The sequence below is a fragment of the uncultured Aquimarina sp. genome (genome assembly GCF_947492965.1).
GTDB lineage: Bacteria > Bacteroidota > Bacteroidia > Flavobacteriales > Flavobacteriaceae > Aquimarina.
On sequence record NZ_CANLOZ010000001.1, the window covers coordinates 779,075 to 794,853 of the forward strand.

15 protein-coding genes are annotated in these 15,779 nt (G+C 32.5%); 13 read left to right on the forward strand and 2 right to left on the reverse strand.

All coding sequences use genetic code 11. From position 1 onward, the window contains the following. Positions 1-9: 9 nt before the first annotated feature. Positions 10-903, reverse strand: a complete 894-nt coding sequence (gene gldA, locus Q1B37_RS03240; protein WP_299895376.1) for a gliding motility-associated ABC transporter ATP-binding subunit GldA — start codon at positions 901-903, stop codon at positions 10-12. 316 nt (positions 904-1,219) lie between these two features. Here gldA and Q1B37_RS03245 point away from each other — a divergent pair, with 316 nt between their 5' ends. Then, positions 1,220-2,533, forward strand: a complete 1,314-nt coding sequence (locus Q1B37_RS03245) for a family 1 glycosylhydrolase (protein ID WP_299895378.1) — start codon at positions 1,220-1,222, stop codon at positions 2,531-2,533. Here the strand turns inward: Q1B37_RS03245 and Q1B37_RS03250 are convergent. Next, positions 2,530-2,991, reverse strand: coding sequence for an Lrp/AsnC family transcriptional regulator (locus Q1B37_RS03250; protein WP_299895380.1), 462 nt, complete (start codon positions 2,989-2,991; stop codon positions 2,530-2,532). The two genes, Q1B37_RS03245 and Q1B37_RS03250, sit on opposite strands and share 4 nt — an antisense overlap. Before the next feature lie 182 nt (positions 2,992-3,173). On the opposite strand from Q1B37_RS03250, the gene Q1B37_RS03255 reads away from it, so the two are divergent. The 12 genes from Q1B37_RS03255 (at position 3,174) to Q1B37_RS03310 (ending at position 15,778) form a co-directional block, all read left to right on the forward strand. Continuing rightward, positions 3,174-4,148 (forward strand): NAD-dependent epimerase/dehydratase family protein, encoded by a 975-nt coding sequence (locus Q1B37_RS03255; RefSeq protein WP_299895382.1) that lies wholly within the window; start codon positions 3,174-3,176, stop codon positions 4,146-4,148. 56 nt (positions 4,149-4,204) lie between these two features. Then, a complete protein-coding gene (kbl, locus tag Q1B37_RS03260) occupies positions 4,205-5,392 on the forward strand; it encodes a glycine C-acetyltransferase (RefSeq protein WP_299895384.1) in 1,188 nt (395 codons plus the stop codon). A 344-nt stretch (positions 5,393-5,736) separates the two neighbouring features. Then, positions 5,737-6,567, forward strand: a complete 831-nt coding sequence (locus Q1B37_RS03265; protein WP_299895385.1) for a prephenate dehydratase — start codon at positions 5,737-5,739, stop codon at positions 6,565-6,567. Beyond that, on the forward strand, positions 6,564-7,760 hold the full coding sequence (locus Q1B37_RS03270; protein WP_299895387.1) for an aminotransferase class I/II-fold pyridoxal phosphate-dependent enzyme: 1,197 nt from the start codon (positions 6,564-6,566) through the stop codon (positions 7,758-7,760). The genes Q1B37_RS03265 and Q1B37_RS03270 overlap by 4 nt, the downstream gene beginning before the upstream one ends. Before the next feature lie 12 nt (positions 7,761-7,772). Then, on the forward strand, positions 7,773-8,621 hold the full coding sequence (locus Q1B37_RS03275) for a prephenate dehydrogenase (RefSeq protein WP_299895390.1): 849 nt from the start codon (positions 7,773-7,775) through the stop codon (positions 8,619-8,621). Positions 8,622-8,672: 51 nt separating this feature from the next. Continuing rightward, a complete protein-coding gene (locus Q1B37_RS03280) occupies positions 8,673-9,755 on the forward strand; it encodes a bifunctional 3-deoxy-7-phosphoheptulonate synthase/chorismate mutase type II (protein ID WP_299603086.1) in 1,083 nt (360 codons plus the stop codon). Between the two features lie 50 nt (positions 9,756-9,805). Further along, positions 9,806-10,756 (forward strand): ribosome small subunit-dependent GTPase A, encoded by a 951-nt coding sequence (gene rsgA, locus Q1B37_RS03285; protein WP_299895393.1) that lies wholly within the window; start codon positions 9,806-9,808, stop codon positions 10,754-10,756. A gap of 50 nt (positions 10,757-10,806) precedes the next feature. Then, positions 10,807-11,259, forward strand: a complete 453-nt coding sequence (gene dtd / locus Q1B37_RS03290) for a D-aminoacyl-tRNA deacylase (RefSeq protein ID WP_299603080.1) — start codon at positions 10,807-10,809, stop codon at positions 11,257-11,259. 120 nt (positions 11,260-11,379) lie between these two features. Continuing rightward, positions 11,380-13,200 carry a DUF3857 domain-containing protein gene (locus tag Q1B37_RS03295; RefSeq protein WP_299895397.1) on the forward strand — a complete coding sequence of 607 codons (1,821 nt, stop codon included), beginning with the start codon at positions 11,380-11,382 and terminating at the stop codon, positions 13,198-13,200. Positions 13,201-13,216: 16 nt separating this feature from the next. Next, positions 13,217-15,196 carry a transglutaminase gene (locus Q1B37_RS03300; protein WP_299895399.1) on the forward strand — a complete coding sequence of 660 codons (1,980 nt, stop codon included), beginning with the start codon at positions 13,217-13,219 and terminating at the stop codon, positions 15,194-15,196. 1 nt (position 15,197) lies between these two features. Continuing rightward, a complete protein-coding gene (locus Q1B37_RS03305; protein WP_299603073.1) occupies positions 15,198-15,524 on the forward strand; it encodes a nucleotide pyrophosphohydrolase in 327 nt (108 codons plus the stop codon). Next, entirely contained in the window at positions 15,524-15,778 is a 255-nt protein-coding gene (locus tag Q1B37_RS03310) for a hypothetical protein (RefSeq protein WP_299603070.1), read from the forward strand. Before Q1B37_RS03305 ends, Q1B37_RS03310 begins: the two co-directional genes overlap by 1 nt. Position 15,779: the final 1 nt, after the last annotated feature.

Genomic DNA, 15,779 nt, shown 5'->3' on the forward strand with positions numbered 1-15,779 from the left:
TAGTAAGGTTTAATTCGTTAGCTCTCTAAATAAACTCTCTAGGTTTTTATTTTTTCTCGAAAGCTGCAGGATTTTTAGTTGATTATCATGAGCAAAATCAAAAACTGAGGGTCTCATATCGATTGTAGTATCAAATGTGAGTAAGTATACAAAGCCATGGACATTTTTAACCTGTTTGATATAATCAAATTTGGATAAAAAGGCTTCTTCTACTCTATAATCAAATTCAACTTCAATGATCTGATCAGTTTGATCCATCATTTCATTTAAGTCTTTATCAGCTACTATTTCACCTTTGTTGATAATAATAACACGATCACACATGGCTTCTACTTCCTGCATAATATGTGTAGAAAGAAAAACTGTTTTTTCTTTGCCTACCGTTTTGATAAGTTCTCTGATTTCTACCAACTGATTTGGATCAAGTCCAGTGGTTGGCTCATCAAGAATTAATACTTTGGGATCATGAAGTAATGCACAGGCCAATCCTACACGTTGGCGATATCCTTTAGATAATTGACTAATTTTTTTATTGGATTCTGGTAGTAAACCAGTTTGTTGTATTACTTCTTCAATTCGAGATGTAGTTACTTTATAAACCTGAGCATTAAAAGCCAAATATTCTCTAACATACATGTCTAAATACAAAGGATTGTGTTCTGGAAGATAGCCTACATTCCTTTGTACATCCATAGATTCAGAATGTATGTCAAATCCATTTACTTGTGCTTTTCCGGAGCTAGCATCTAAATAAGTAGTCAGAATTTTCATCATTGTGGATTTTCCAGCACCATTCGGACCTAAAAAGCCAACAATTTCTCCTTGTTTTACTTCAAAAGAAATTTCTTTCAAAGCATTTTGCTCATTATATACTTTAGAAATTTTTGAAACTGAAATAGACATAACTTCCCTTTATATTCAAAAGTACATAAAACCTTATTTATTGTATGTAAATCAAATAAAAAAATAAAAAAACAGATCATAACCTTTTGATAATGTTTTGATAAACTTACCTGAGTTACATTTTGTTAAATTTATAATTAAAAGGTATTCAATATGATAGCTAGCAAAATAGTAAGGTTTGTACTTAGATTATTTGACAAAATAATATGTAATGTTCAGCAAGTATTTTTTGTTGTATTATTTCCTTTTTTCAAGCGAGGTTTATTTAAACACTAACAATTTACCATTTTTTCTTAAATAGTATTTTATTCCATTAATGGGCTCTAAGAATCAAATTATTTGGGGAGTCACTACTGCTGCAGCTCAAACAGAAGGAGCTTTTGATAAAGATGGAAGGGGTGCTTCTATCTGGGATACATTTACCAAGAATTCCAGAAAAATAAAGGATAAATCCAATAATCAGATTGCTACTAATTTTTACGAACGTTTTGAGGAGGATATTGATGTATGTGTCGATATCGGGTTAAAGATATTTCGCTTTTCTATCTCTTGGTCAAGAATAATTCCTGATGGTACTGGAGCTATTAACGAGAAAGGAATCGCATTTTATAATAAGGTAATAGATTATTGTCTTAAGGTCGGAATAGAGCCTTGGATCACTACATATCATTGGGATCTACCTCAAAAATTACAAGACAAAGGTGGATGGCGAAATAGGGAGGTAATCGCAGATTATGAAAATTATGTTCGTGTTCTCAAGGATCATTTCTCGGATCGTGTAAAAAATTGGATTCTTGTAAATGAAGCTATAGTATGTATTGGAGCTGGATATTTCCTAGGAATACACGCTCCAGGAAAACGAGGAATTAAAAATTTCAGTGCCAGTATTCATCATATTTTATTAGCACAGGCGAAAGGATTTCATATTTTAAAAACAGATGATAATTTGCTTGTAGGGACTGCGGTAAGTTGTACTAAAATTGAAGCCTTTACAAATCAAAAAAGAGATCAAAAAGCCGCACTTAGAATAGATGCATTAATGAATCGTTTATGCATAGAACCTTATCTTGGATTAGGATACCCTAAAAATGAATTACCACTTGTAACTAATATTGAAAAATTCATACAAGAAGGAGATATGGAAATCATGAAAATAGATTTTGATTTCTGGGGTATTCAAACATATGCTAGAGAAGTAGTGAAAAGTGCATGGTATATTCCTTATTTAGGCTGTGTTTTGGTAAGTCCAAAAAAAAGAAAAGTGCCTGTTTCAGTAATGGGATGGGAAACTCATCCAGAAGGAGCAGAATTTTTTTTAGAACGGTTTTCCAAATACGATTCAGAAAAACCCTTATGGTTATCAGAGTGCGGAATAGCTTTGTCAGATGTAGAAGATGATTCTAAAAGGATAGCTTATTACAAGAAAATTATCATTGGAACGGAAAACGTTATAGCCAAGAAGATTAATTTGAAAGGAATTTTGTTATGGACACTTGTAGATAATTTTGAATGGGCAGAAGGTTATATTCCTAAATTTGGAATCGTAGGTATGGATAAAACTACACTCAACCGAAAAATGAAAAAAACAGCATTCTGGCTTAAAGAATACTTTTCTAATCAATTTGATTAAATATAAAATTCTGAAGAATGTTTAATTTCCTTAAGAACAAACGTACTGTTTAGAACACCAATATTCTCTATTTTAGAGAGTTTCGACTTTACAAAATCATGATACTCTTCAAGACTTTTGGTATGGATTTTTAATACAAAATCAACCTGTCCAGCCATATGATAACACTCTTGTACTTCATCTAGATTCTGAATTTGTTCTTCAAACTTTTCAATAAATGCCTCATTATGATAGCGCATAGATACTTGACAAATAGTGGTAATTGATCTGTCAATTAATTTTTTATCCAAAATCGCTACATATTTTTTTATAAATCCTTGTTTTTCCAACCTACGAACTCGTTCATAAACAGGAGAAGGAGTTAAATTTAGAATAGAGGCTATTTCTTTAGCTGTCTTTTTAGAGTCTTTCTGAAGAATTCTAAGAATGGTTAAATCTATTTGGTCTAATTGATCCATAAATGTTGATTAAAAATTACTTTAAATCTATCGTTATCTTATTGTTAAAAGTAAATAATATTTTTTAAAAGCAATATATCAGTAAAAATTACTTAATTTTTTTGTTTTATCAAATATAAACATTGTTATTCTTATTTTAGTAAGTAAATAACACTGCAAAGTGTTAAAAAATTAAGAGGAAAATGGATACAAAAGTTTTAGTAATTGGTGCAAATGGTCAGCTCGGTTCTGTATTAACCAAAGAGCTTCAGAAAAAATATACCATAGAAAATGTAATTGCTTCTGATCTTGAGCAAAGGGATTCTTACAAAGGAATTTTCGAAGTAATAGATGCTACGAATCAACAAAGAATCCAAGAGGTAGTAGAACGATATAAGATTACTCAGATATATCATTTGGCTGCAATTTTATCGGCCAAAGGAGAAGAAAATCCATTAGCTACCTGGGATATTAACATGAAAACACTTTTTAATGTTCTTGAAGTATCCAGAAAGAATCAAATAGAAAAAGTGTTTTTCCCGAGTTCTATTGCTGTTTTTGGAGAAGGCGCACCACTAATAAATACTCCAAACGACTCATATCTTAATCCTGCTACAGTTTATGGAATGAGTAAAGCATCTGGAGAAAATTGGGCTCAGTATTACTTTCTTAAATATGGATTAGATATTAGATCGATTAGATATCCTGGAGTCATAGGATACCAATCATTGCCTGGAGGAGGAACGACTGATTATGCTGTTGATATTTATCATAAAGCAGTAAAAGAAGAAGACTTTAGTTGTTTTCTGAAAGAAGATGCAACCCTTCCTATGATATTTATGGAGGATGCAATAAGAGCTACTTTAGAATTAATGGATGCTCCAAAAGAAAATATTACCGTTAGAACTTCTTATAACATTGCGGGAGTGAGTTTTTCTCCAGAAGAAATTACCGCCGAAATCCGTAAATTATATCCCGATTTTAAGGTTACCTATGAACCCGATTTTAGACAAGAAATTGCAGCAAGATGGCCAAAATCTATAGAAGATACAGCTGCAAGAAAAGATTGGGGATGGCAAGCTAATTATGATCTTAAGAGTATTACTGAGATTATGATCCAAAAATTACAACAGAAGTACAAACAAGGTTCAAGAAATAAAGAAATACTAATGTTTTAGAAATTACTGTTGCTAAAAAATCAAAATAATAAATATAATACAATAACAATATATACATGTTTTCAAATATAAAAGATGACTTACAGAAGGAATTAGATGATATTAAATCAGCTGGTTTATATAAGTCAGAAAGAATAATTACCACACCACAAGGTGCCGAGATCGATACAACGAATACCAAAGATGTTTTAAATTTTTGCGCGAATAACTATCTTGGACTTTCTTCTCATCCAGATGTTATCCAAGCTGGTAAAGATGCTATAGATTCTCACGGTTATGGATTATCTTCTGTTCGTTTTATCTGTGGAACTCAAGATATACATAAAGAATTGGAGCGTAAAACTGCAGAGTTTTTAGGAATGGAAGACTGTATTTTATATGCAGCAGCATTCGATGCAAACGGAGGAGTCTTTGAACCAATCCTTACAGCAGAAGATGCAATTATTTCAGACTCTCTAAATCATGCTTCTATTATAGATGGAATTCGTTTGTGTAAAGCAAAGCGATTTAGATACGAACATAATAATATGGTCGATCTCGAAAAGCAATTAAAAGCTGCAGAAGGATCTAGAAGAATATTAATTGTTACAGATGGTTCATTTTCGATGGATGGAACTATCGCACAGTTAGATAAAATTTGTGATTTAGCAGATGCGTATCATGCTATGGTAATGATTGATGAATGTCATTCTACTGGTTTTCTTGGAAAAACTGGGCGAGGTACCCATGAATATCGAGATGTAATGGGACGTGTAGACATCATTACAGGAACCTATGGTAAAGCTCTTGGAGGAGCATCAGGAGGTTTTACAGCAGCCAGAAAAGAAATTGTAGACATGTTACGTCAACGATCTAGACCTTACCTATTTTCTAATACCGTGGCACCTTCTATTGTTGGAGCATCTATAAAAGTATTAGATCTATTAAGTTCCTCTACGGCCTTAAGAGATAAACTAGAAGAAAATACTAAGTATTTTAGATCAGAAATGACAGCCGCAGGATTTGATATTGTTCCTGGAGATCATCCAATAGTACCAGTAATGTTATACGAAGCAACATTAGCTCAGGAATTTGCAGCAAAATTACTTGATGAAGGAATCTATGTGATTGGATTTTTCTATCCTGTTGTTCCTAAAGAAAAAGCACGTATTAGAGTTCAATTATCAGCTGGACATGATAGAGAACATCTAGAAAAAGCCGTTAAAGCATTTACCAAAGTAGGTAAAGAGCTGGGAGTAATATAATTACTAACGTTTGTTAGTGTTTTAAAACTTAGAAAATTCTTATTATAAAGGTTAGTTTATTCAAAATTTAATAGTAATTGCAGGTTAAAAATTAATAATTAATGATAATACCTGCGGATTGATGAAAAAAACTAAAATTTATTTTGTATAGTAATTGTTTTAGCTACTTTAGCAACATAATTAAAACAGAAATGAACAATTTATTTACTTGGAACCGATTTTATTTTTTCTTCTTTTATTTTAAAGGAAGTTCGGGATCGCTATGTAAATAAATAAGTCAAATTTATAAATTAGAATCCCGATGTAGAATCGGGATTTTTTTTTGAACATAAAATTTAAAACGTTTGAGTAAAAGAGTTGCCATACAAGGAATAAAAGGTTCGTATCACCATGGAGTGGCACAGGCATACTTTGGTAATGAGATTGATGTTCACGAATGCATGTCATTTCAGGAGTTAGTGCACAGCTTAGAAAATAAGAAAAGTACCGATGCAGTGATGGCGATCGAAAACTCTATCGCGGGATCAATTATTCCTAATTATGCCTACATTGATGAACATGATTTAACCATTTGTGGAGAATATTTTCAGCCAATTCATCATTGTTTAATGGCATTGGGAAATCAGGAAATTTCTGATATAAAAGAAGTATATTCTCATCCTATGGCTTTGCTTCAGTGTAAAGATTTTTTTCGTAAACACTCTCATATTAAGTTGGTCGAAGATGCGGATACAGCTGATGTTGCCAAGAGAATTCAAGAGCAGAAGTTAAGAGGTATAGCGGCAGTTGCAGGAGAAACCGCAGCTAAAATTTATGATTTGGAAATTTTAGCAAAAAATATTCAAACTATAAAAACAAATAGTACCAGATTTTTTATTCTCAATACAGATGAAAGCTCTGGCTTGGATAGTAAGGAAATCAATAAAGCATCATTAAAATTTCTTACAGATCACAAAAGAGGTAGTTTGGCTACTGTACTTAACGTTATGAGCGATTGCAGACTGAATCTTACTAAAATTCAGTCATTACCAGTTATTGATATGCCATGGAAGTATTCCTTTTTTGTGGATGTAACGTTTGATAAATATGAAGAATATCAAAAAGCTATTTCTATATTAAAGATTATGGCTTTGGAATTAAAAATACTAGGAGAATATAAAAATCAGAACGGATGAGTATTCAAACAGCAAAACGGTTAGAAACGATAGAGGAATATTATTTCTCTAAAAAGTTGCGTGAAGTTAGGGCACTGGCGGCTTCAGGAAAGCCGATTTTAAACATGGCTATTGGAAGTCCTGATTTGGACCCTCCAAAAGAAGTTGTAGAAGCTATACGGACAACAGTATTGCAAGATGGCGCACATAAATACCAGAGTTATCAGGGTGTTCCAGAACTTAGAATGGCTTTTGCCAATTTTTATAATACTAACTATGGAGTAGCATTAAATCCTGAAAATGAGATTTTGCCTTTAATGGGTTCTAAAGAAGGAATTATGCATATTTCATTAGCTTACCTTAATGAAGGTGATCAGGTATTGGTGCCTAATCCTGGATATCCCACCTATACATCTGTTACAAATTTGGTAGGTGCAGAACCACTATTTTATGATCTAAAAGAAGCTAATAATTGGGAACCGGATTTAGAGTTGTTATCAAAAAAGGATCTAAGCAGAGTTAAGATTATGTGGATTAATTACCCTCATATGCCAACAGGAGCTTCGGGTAGTGTAGAGACTCTTAAAAAATTAATTGCTTTTGCAAAAAAGCATCACATACTATTGGTAAATGATAATCCATACAGCTTTATATTAAACGATAATCCGACTAGCATTTTATCTATAGGAGGTGCGAAAGATGTAGCACTAGAGTTAAATTCTCTAAGTAAGACCTTTAATATGGCTGGATGGCGAGTAGGAGTAGTAACTGGAAGTCAGGATAAAATTGAAGCAATCCTTAAAGTAAAAAGCAATATGGATAGTGGTATGTTTTTAGGTATTCAAAAAGGAGCTATTGCAGCATTGAAATTATCCCATGATTGGTATGATGAGATAAATGCTATCTATAAAGAAAGACGAAAATTAATATGGGAACTAGCTTCATTATTAGGTTGTTCATTTGATAAAACAGCAACCGGAATGTTTGTGTGGGCGAAATTGCCAGAAGGAATCGACGCAGTAGAATTTATTGATCATATATTGTATAAAAACAGTGTGTTTATAACTCCTGGAGATATTTTTGGGAGTAATGGTAAAGGATATATTCGTTTTTCATTATGTGTTACTAAAGAAAATATAAAAGAAGCAATTGAACGATTTGAGAAAAAACAAACACAATTTGCGAACAATAGCATCGTACATCAAAAATCGTAATTTGTATATAGAATGAAGGTATTTGTAATAGGAATAGGGTTAATAGGCGGGTCGTTTGCTATAGATATTAGAGCAGCTTTTAACGAGGCAGAGATTTATGGAGTAGATAAAAATGAACAACATTTAGACAAAGCGATTTCTTTAGGAATCATTGATGAAAAATCTACTTTCGAAGAATTAGATAAAGCTGATGTGGTGATTGTATCCGTTCCTGTAGATATTACGGTTAAGTTATTGCCAAAAATTTTAGATAAAATTAATGACGACTGTCTTGTTTTTGATGTAGGTTCTACAAAAAAGAAGTTATGTACCTCGGTAGGAGATCATTCAAAAAGAAGAAATTATTTAGCTGCTCATCCTATTGCAGGAACAGAGTTTTCGGGACCACAAGCAGCGATAGCCAACTTGTATAGAGGAAAAACAAATATCATTTGTGAAGTGGAAAAAACAGCCTTTAAATTGCAAGAACGTGGCATGGAGATTTTTAACAGATTAGGAATGAGAATTCGATATATGGATCCTGCGTCGCATGATAAACATATAGCGTATGTTTCGCATTTATCTCATATTAGTTCGTTTATGTTAGGTAAGACAGTGATTGAAAAGGAAAAAAACGAAAGAGATATATTTGATATGGCAGGCAGTGGTTTCGCCTCTACGGTCCGTTTGGCAAAAAGTTCACCAGAAATGTGGACCCCAATTTTTAGACATAATAAAGAAAATGTAATAGAAACATTAACAGAATATATTGCAAATCTGACACAGTTTAAAGAATTAATGGAGGAGGATAATTTTGTTGAAATATATAAGGAAATGGAAGATACAAATCATATAAAAGCTATTCTAAAAGGAATATCATAACAACTATAACCTTCTAAAAACGTAAAATTAAAACAGTATAAAAAAATAGAAATGGAGAATAAGAAAGAACTTAGAAACTGGTTAGATGCATATAATTTGGATCATCCATTGGTGATTGGAGGTCCTTGTAGTGCTGAAACTGAAGAGCAAGTAGTTAAAATTGCGCATCAGCTTAAAGATTCTGACGCAACTGTACTAAGAGCAGGAATCTGGAAACCTCGTACAAGACCAGGGAATTTTGAAGGAGTTGGTGCTTTAGGATTGAAATGGCTACAACGTGCTAAAGAAGAAACAGGAATGAAGATTGCTACCGAAGTGGCAAACCCACATCATGTAGAATTAGCATTAGAGCATGGAGTAGATGTTCTTTGGATAGGGGCAAGAAGTACAGTGTCACCTTTTATTGTTCAGGATATTGCAGATGCTTGTAAAGGAATTGATAATCCAGTATTGATCAAAAATCCTATCAATCCTGATCTTTCGCTATGGTTGGGTGCGGTAGAACGTTTTTATACTGCAGATGTGAAAAATTTAGGAGTAATTCACAGAGGTTTTTCGACCTATGAAAAAACGAAATATAGAAATATTCCTGAATGGCAGATTCCAATTGATCTTCAAAATCGTTTTCCTGATCTTCCGTTAATTTTAGATCCTTCTCATATAGCAGGAAGGAGAGATTTGATTTTTGACCTTTCTCAAACAGCACTAGATCTTAATTTTGACGGACTTATAGTAGAAACTCACTATGATCCAGACAATGCATGGAGTGATGCCGCACAACAAATTACACCAGATACTTTAATTCAGCATATGAAAGATTTAAAAATTCGTAAAGAAGTAGGCGTAGACGAGTCTTACCAGAAGACATTAAGTGAGTTGAGAGCAAAAATCGACGTAGCGGATAATCAATTATTAGATGTACTATCAAAGAGAATGAAAATTTCTGACGAAATAGGAAAAGCAAAAGCAAAGCAAAATGTAGCTATCCTGCAATCCAAGCGTTGGAATGAAATTTTAGGAAAAATGATTCTTGAAGGAGAAGAAAAAGGATTAAGCGAAGAATTTATTTTAAGAATTTACAAAGCTATTCACCAAGAGTCAATCAATCATCAAAAAAAGGTAGCGAAGTCTTAAATATGAATATTAGCTCTTTGGAATAGAGATTTATTTGCATCTTTGCGTTTATGACAGGAACTGTATATAAATCTACTGGAAGTTGGTATACCGTTAAATCGGAAGAAGGTGCTGTATACGAATGTCGTATAAAGGGTAAATTTAGAATAAAAGGTATTAAAAGTACCAACCCGGTTTCTGTTGGAGATGTAGTTGATTTTAAGTTGGAAACTAAAAATGACAGAGAGACTGGTGTTATTGAGAATATTAGAGAACGCCGGAATTATATTATCAGAAAATCGGTGAACTTATCCAAACAAACCCACATCATTGCCTCAAACATTGATGTGGTTTTTTTATTAGTTACTCTTAATAATCCTCCAACCTTTACTGCGTTCATAGATCGATTTTTAGTTACTGCAGAAGCGTACGATATCAAGGCTGTGTTGTTGTTTAATAAAATAGATACTTATAACCAGGATGAACTTGTAGAGATAAAATATCTTGCAGCACTATACAGGGAGATAGGATACGATTGTATTGGAATTTCTGCAAAAACTGGCAAGAATGTCGATAAAGTTAAAGAGTTAATGAAAGGAAATACTAGTATGTTTTCTGGTCATAGCGGTGTCGGTAAATCTACATTGGTTAATCTTATAGAGCCTAATTTGTCTTTAAAAACAGCAGAGATTAGTGATCAACATCAACAAGGTCAACATACTACCACTTTCGCAGAGATGTATGATCTTAGTTTCGATGCCAAAATTATCGACACACCTGGTATTAAAGGATTCGGTATTGTAGATATGGAAAAAGAAGAAGTCGGAGATTATTTTCCAGAGTTCTTTGAGCTTAAACAACAATGTAAGTTTAATAATTGTCTTCATATCAATGAACCAAAGTGTGCAGTAAAAGAAGCATTAGAAAATGAAGAAATTGCCTGGTCCCGTTACAAAAGTTATCTACAGATTTTAGAGGGCGAAGATGAGCACTACCGAAAAAATAATTATAACGAAGAATAATTTTTTAAGTTTTTAGGGTAACATTTCCTTCCAATTTGACACATACTATTATGAAAGCAGTAATCCAACGAGTATCGGAAGCTTCTGTTACCGTAAATCAAGAGAAAATCTCAGAAATTAAGTTAGGTCTTTTGGTTTTATTAGGTATAGAAGATGAAGATACAAAAGAGGATATTGATTGGTTATCTGGAAAAATAAGCAGATTAAGAATTTTCGGAGATGATAAAGGTATGATGAATCAGAGTGTTGTAGATGTAGGTGGGAATGCCATAGTAGTAAGTCAATTTACATTATATGCAAGTACAAAGAAAGGAAATAGACCTAGTTTTATTAAAGCTGCAAAACCAGAGAAAGCAATTCCACTGTATGAAGAATTTGTAAAACAATTCGAAAAAGATTTAGGAAAAAACGTTGGAACTGGTCAATTTGGGGCTGATATGAAGGTATCTCTGCTCAATGATGGACCAGTTACAATTATTATTGATACTAAGAATAAAGAATAATAACTACCCCAGAATAAGATAAATATGTTTCAAAAAATACAACAACTTCTAGTTGTGCTATGTCTGTGTGTCTTTTCGAAAATTAATTGTCAAGAAAATTTTGAGTTACAGTCGGTACTTTTGGATTCTACTCTTACTAAAAATGCAAATGCTGTTATACGATCAGAAGATGTAGAGATAGAAATTAATTCGGTTAATTCTGTAATTATAAGAACCAGAAGAGTAGTGACTGTTTTAAATAAGTATGGTGAAAAAAATGCTGATTATTATGAGCCATATGATCCTCAAACGAAAATAAAAAATGTAAAAGCTTTAGTTTATAATTCTTTAGGACAGGAAATTAAAAAGTTTAAGAGGAAAGATTTTAGTGATCGAAGCATGTATGATGGTTTTTCATTAATTGGAGATAATCGTTATATCTATTTCGATTATACTCCTGTTAATTATCCGTATACTTTAGTTTATCAAAGTGAAGTGGAAACTAAAAATTCAGCTTTTATAGAGCCTTGGTTTCCAATATCTAACTATAATCTTAGTGTTGAAAAAGCTTCATACAAAATTATTAATCCGAGAAAAATTCCGCTTAGAACAAAGGAAAAATCTTTTGAAGGATATCCAATTGAATTACTAAAAGGAGATCAGGAAATATCTTATAAATTATCAAAAGTACCGGCACTTACCAAAGAATATAGAAGTCCTTCCTTCGGAGAGTTGGTTCCTATGGGAAAAGTAACGCTTGGGGATTTTTCTTTAGTCAACGTTGATGGATCTGCTAAGGATTGGCAAAGTATGGGAGCATGGCAATACAAGAATTTGGTTTCTGGAAGAGGTGAATTACCGGATTCAGTTATTCAAAAAGTTTCTGAATTAGTAGCTGATGCAAAATCCAATAAAGAAAAAGCAAAACTTATTTATGAATTTGTACAAAGTAAAACCAGATATATCAGTGTACAGTTAGGAATTGGTGGATGGATGCCAATGAAAGCCGAAGATGTAGATCGGTTAGGGTATGGAGATTGTAAAGCACTAACCAATTATACCAAAGCTCTTTTGGAATCTCAGGATATTACTTCTTATTACACCGTGGTATACGGAGATTCTGATAAAAGAGATATAGATGCAGACTTTGCTTCTATGCAAGGTAATCATGCGATATTAAATATTCCTGATGAACAAGGAGATATTTGGTTAGAATGTACAAGTCAAACCGCTCCATTCAACTTCATTGGTGATTTTACAGATGATAGGAATGTACTTGTTGTTAAGCCCGATGGAGGAGAAATTAAAAGAACAAAAAAATATCAACCAGAAGAAAATACGCTTTATACAAAGGCTACAGTTTTCTTACAAGCAGATGCTTCAATAACTGCAGATGTAGTTTCTACTTCTGAAGGATTGCAATATGATTGGAGATATTTAACTAAGACCAAATCCATAAAAGATCAAAAACTTTATTTTAAGGAATATTGGGATTACATAAACAATTTAAATATCCTGGATGTAGAACTTATCGATGATAAAAATAATATAATCTACCAAGAAAAAGTAAAGATTAATGCTAGAAACTATGCGACTAAAGCGGGTAGTAGGTTATTAATAGTTCCTAATTTTTTCAATAGGATTAAAAGTAAAAAACCTAAGTATGCAAACAGAAAAACACCTTTGGTGATTTCGAGGGGATATGAAGATAAAGACGAATATGAAATTAAAATTCCAGCAGGATATGGTTTTAGTAAGCTTCCAGAGAAAAAAACGTTTGAGAGCATTTTTGGGAGTTATTCCTGTAACATTGAGCGTATTGATGAATCAACTCTTAAGTATACCAGAGCTTTAAAGATAAACGATGGGACATATCCTAAGGAAAAGTATGAAGAATATAGACAGTTTATGTCTAAAATTAGAAATGCAGACAAAACGAAAATAGTACTTAAACAACAATAAAACTAATCAACTAAACATGGGGGAATTATTTAAAATTACAGTAGTCGCTTTACTGTTCATATCTTTGAATTCGTGGGCACAAGAATATAAATTTGGAAAAATTTCTAAAGAAGAGTTACTAGAAAAATCATATTCATCTGACAGCTCAGCCAATGCAGCAGTGTTATATGAGAGTAAAAAAATACGTTTTGATTTTAATCAACAAAATGGTTTTCAGCTGATCACGGAAGTTTTCAAAAGGGTAAAGCTGTATAATAAAGAAGGGTTTGATTATGCTACTACAGAATTGCTACTTTATAAAAACAATGGAGATAAAGAGAAAATAAGTAATCTTAAGGGAGTAACTTATTCTATTGTAAACGATAAAATCGTTGAAACAAAATTGAAGAAAGATGGGATATTTAAAAATGAATATTCTGAGAATAGAGATCAAGTAAAATTTACGATGCCTTCCTTACAGGAGGGATCTGTTATCGAATATAAGTATAAGATCACATCACCCTTTGTTTATAGTATAGATAGAATTTATTTACAACGTCAAATTCCAATAAAGAATATAGAGGTTCAGGTTAGTATACCGGAGTACTATAATTTTAAGAAAATGACAACGGGTTATTTACCGATTAATTTGCAAGAATCTACAAAAAGAGATTTTATAGTTTGGTCTGCTGTCAATAACAATCGCACGGATTACGGAATAGCTGTAGATAAAATTAAGTCTACGAATGTACCTGCATTTAAAGTAGAACCTTATTCAGGAAATATTACAAATTATATTTCTTCTATTAATTATGAATTGTCTTATGTGAAATATCCTAATAGTCCAATAGATTATCGGTCTACTACCTGGGAAGATGTGTCTAAGACAATTTATGATAGCCAGAATTTTGGAGCTGAGTTAAAGAAAGTTAATTATTACAAGGATGATATTGATCAACTATTAAGTGGGATAACAATACCGCTGGATAAAGCAATAAAAATTTATGATTTTGTAAAACAAAAAATGTCCTGGAATAAGAGAAGAGGAGTTTTTGTAAATGATGGGGTGAAAAAGGCTTACAAGGAAAATACTGGAAGCGTTTCTGAGATAAACCTTATGTTAACTTCCATGCTTACATATGCAGGTATAAATGCCAATCCTGTAATTTGTAGTACAAGTGATGTTGCCATCCCTCTATTTCCAACAATCGACGGATTTAATTATGTGATCACGCGAATAAAATTACCAGATGGAGGATTGATATATTTAGATGCTACGGATAAATATGGTATGCCTAATATTTTATCAAAACGCATTATAAAGGGTATGGGAAGGGTGATTGCCAAAAATGGGACTTCAGAAATGGTTGACTTTAGACCAGAAGCTCCATCAGTTATGGCATATCGAGTACAATGTGAGATTGATGATCAAGGAGTAGCAAAGGGAAAAATGAACGTCAACTATAGAGATTATTTAGCACATGATTTTAGAGTAGATAATGGTGCTAAAGATGATCAAAGTAGAGCACAACGTTTTCAAAAAGAATATGGGATATCTGAATTGGATGAGTATACTGTAAAAGGTATGAAAGCTTATGGAAAAGGCATAAGTGAAAAATTTAATTTTATGATAGAAGATCAAATTGAAGCGATAGAAGATGAAATATTCTTTTCACCTTTATTATTTTTGAGGGATAAAGAGAATATATTCAAATCTGATGATAGGAAATACCCTGTAGACTTTGGATATGGTTTTTCTAATAAGTACATGTTGAATATTAAAATACCTGATGGATATACGGTTGCTGAATGTCCTAAAACTTCAGCGTTCAAATTACCAGATAATCTTGGAAAATTCTCATTTAGATTAAATGTTGTAAATGGAATAATACAGGTTGTGGTCGATGAAACGATCACCGCTCCAGTAATACCAGCAAATTATTATCCTGCTATTAAGGAGTTTTATAATCAAGTGATACAAAAAGAAAATGAGCAAATAGTTCTTAAAAAGATATAAAATGAATATTCAAAACGCCCAGAAAGCGGTAGATGATTGGATCAAAAATCATGGAGTTCGCTATTTTAATGAGCTTACTAATATGGCACAACTTACAGAAGAGGTAGGTGAAGTTGCTAGAATTATAGCACGTAGATATGGAGAGCAAAGTGAAAAAGAAAGTGATAAAAATAAGGACCTAGGTGAAGAGCTTGCAGACGTAATGTTTGTAGTTTTATGTCTGGCTAACCAAACAGGAGTGGATCTCCAGGAAGCTTTTGATAAAAAGCTGGATATTAAAACAAAGAGAGATCACGATCGTCATCATAATAATGAGAAATTAAAGTAATGTTTAAAACAATTATATCTTCCAAAAGATATTGGATTACTGTATTGCGTTTAGGACTTATAGCGATGATACTACTTGGTTTTGTTACACATATTATGGAATATGGAGGGATTACCTCTGATACTTTTATGGATGATAAAATCAATAATGGTCGATGGGTGAGATATTTGATATCAAGGGCTGTGGGAGGACTTGCCTACGGGATGATTCAGGGATACTATTTTGAACTAAGAAAACACAAATCAAATCGATAAA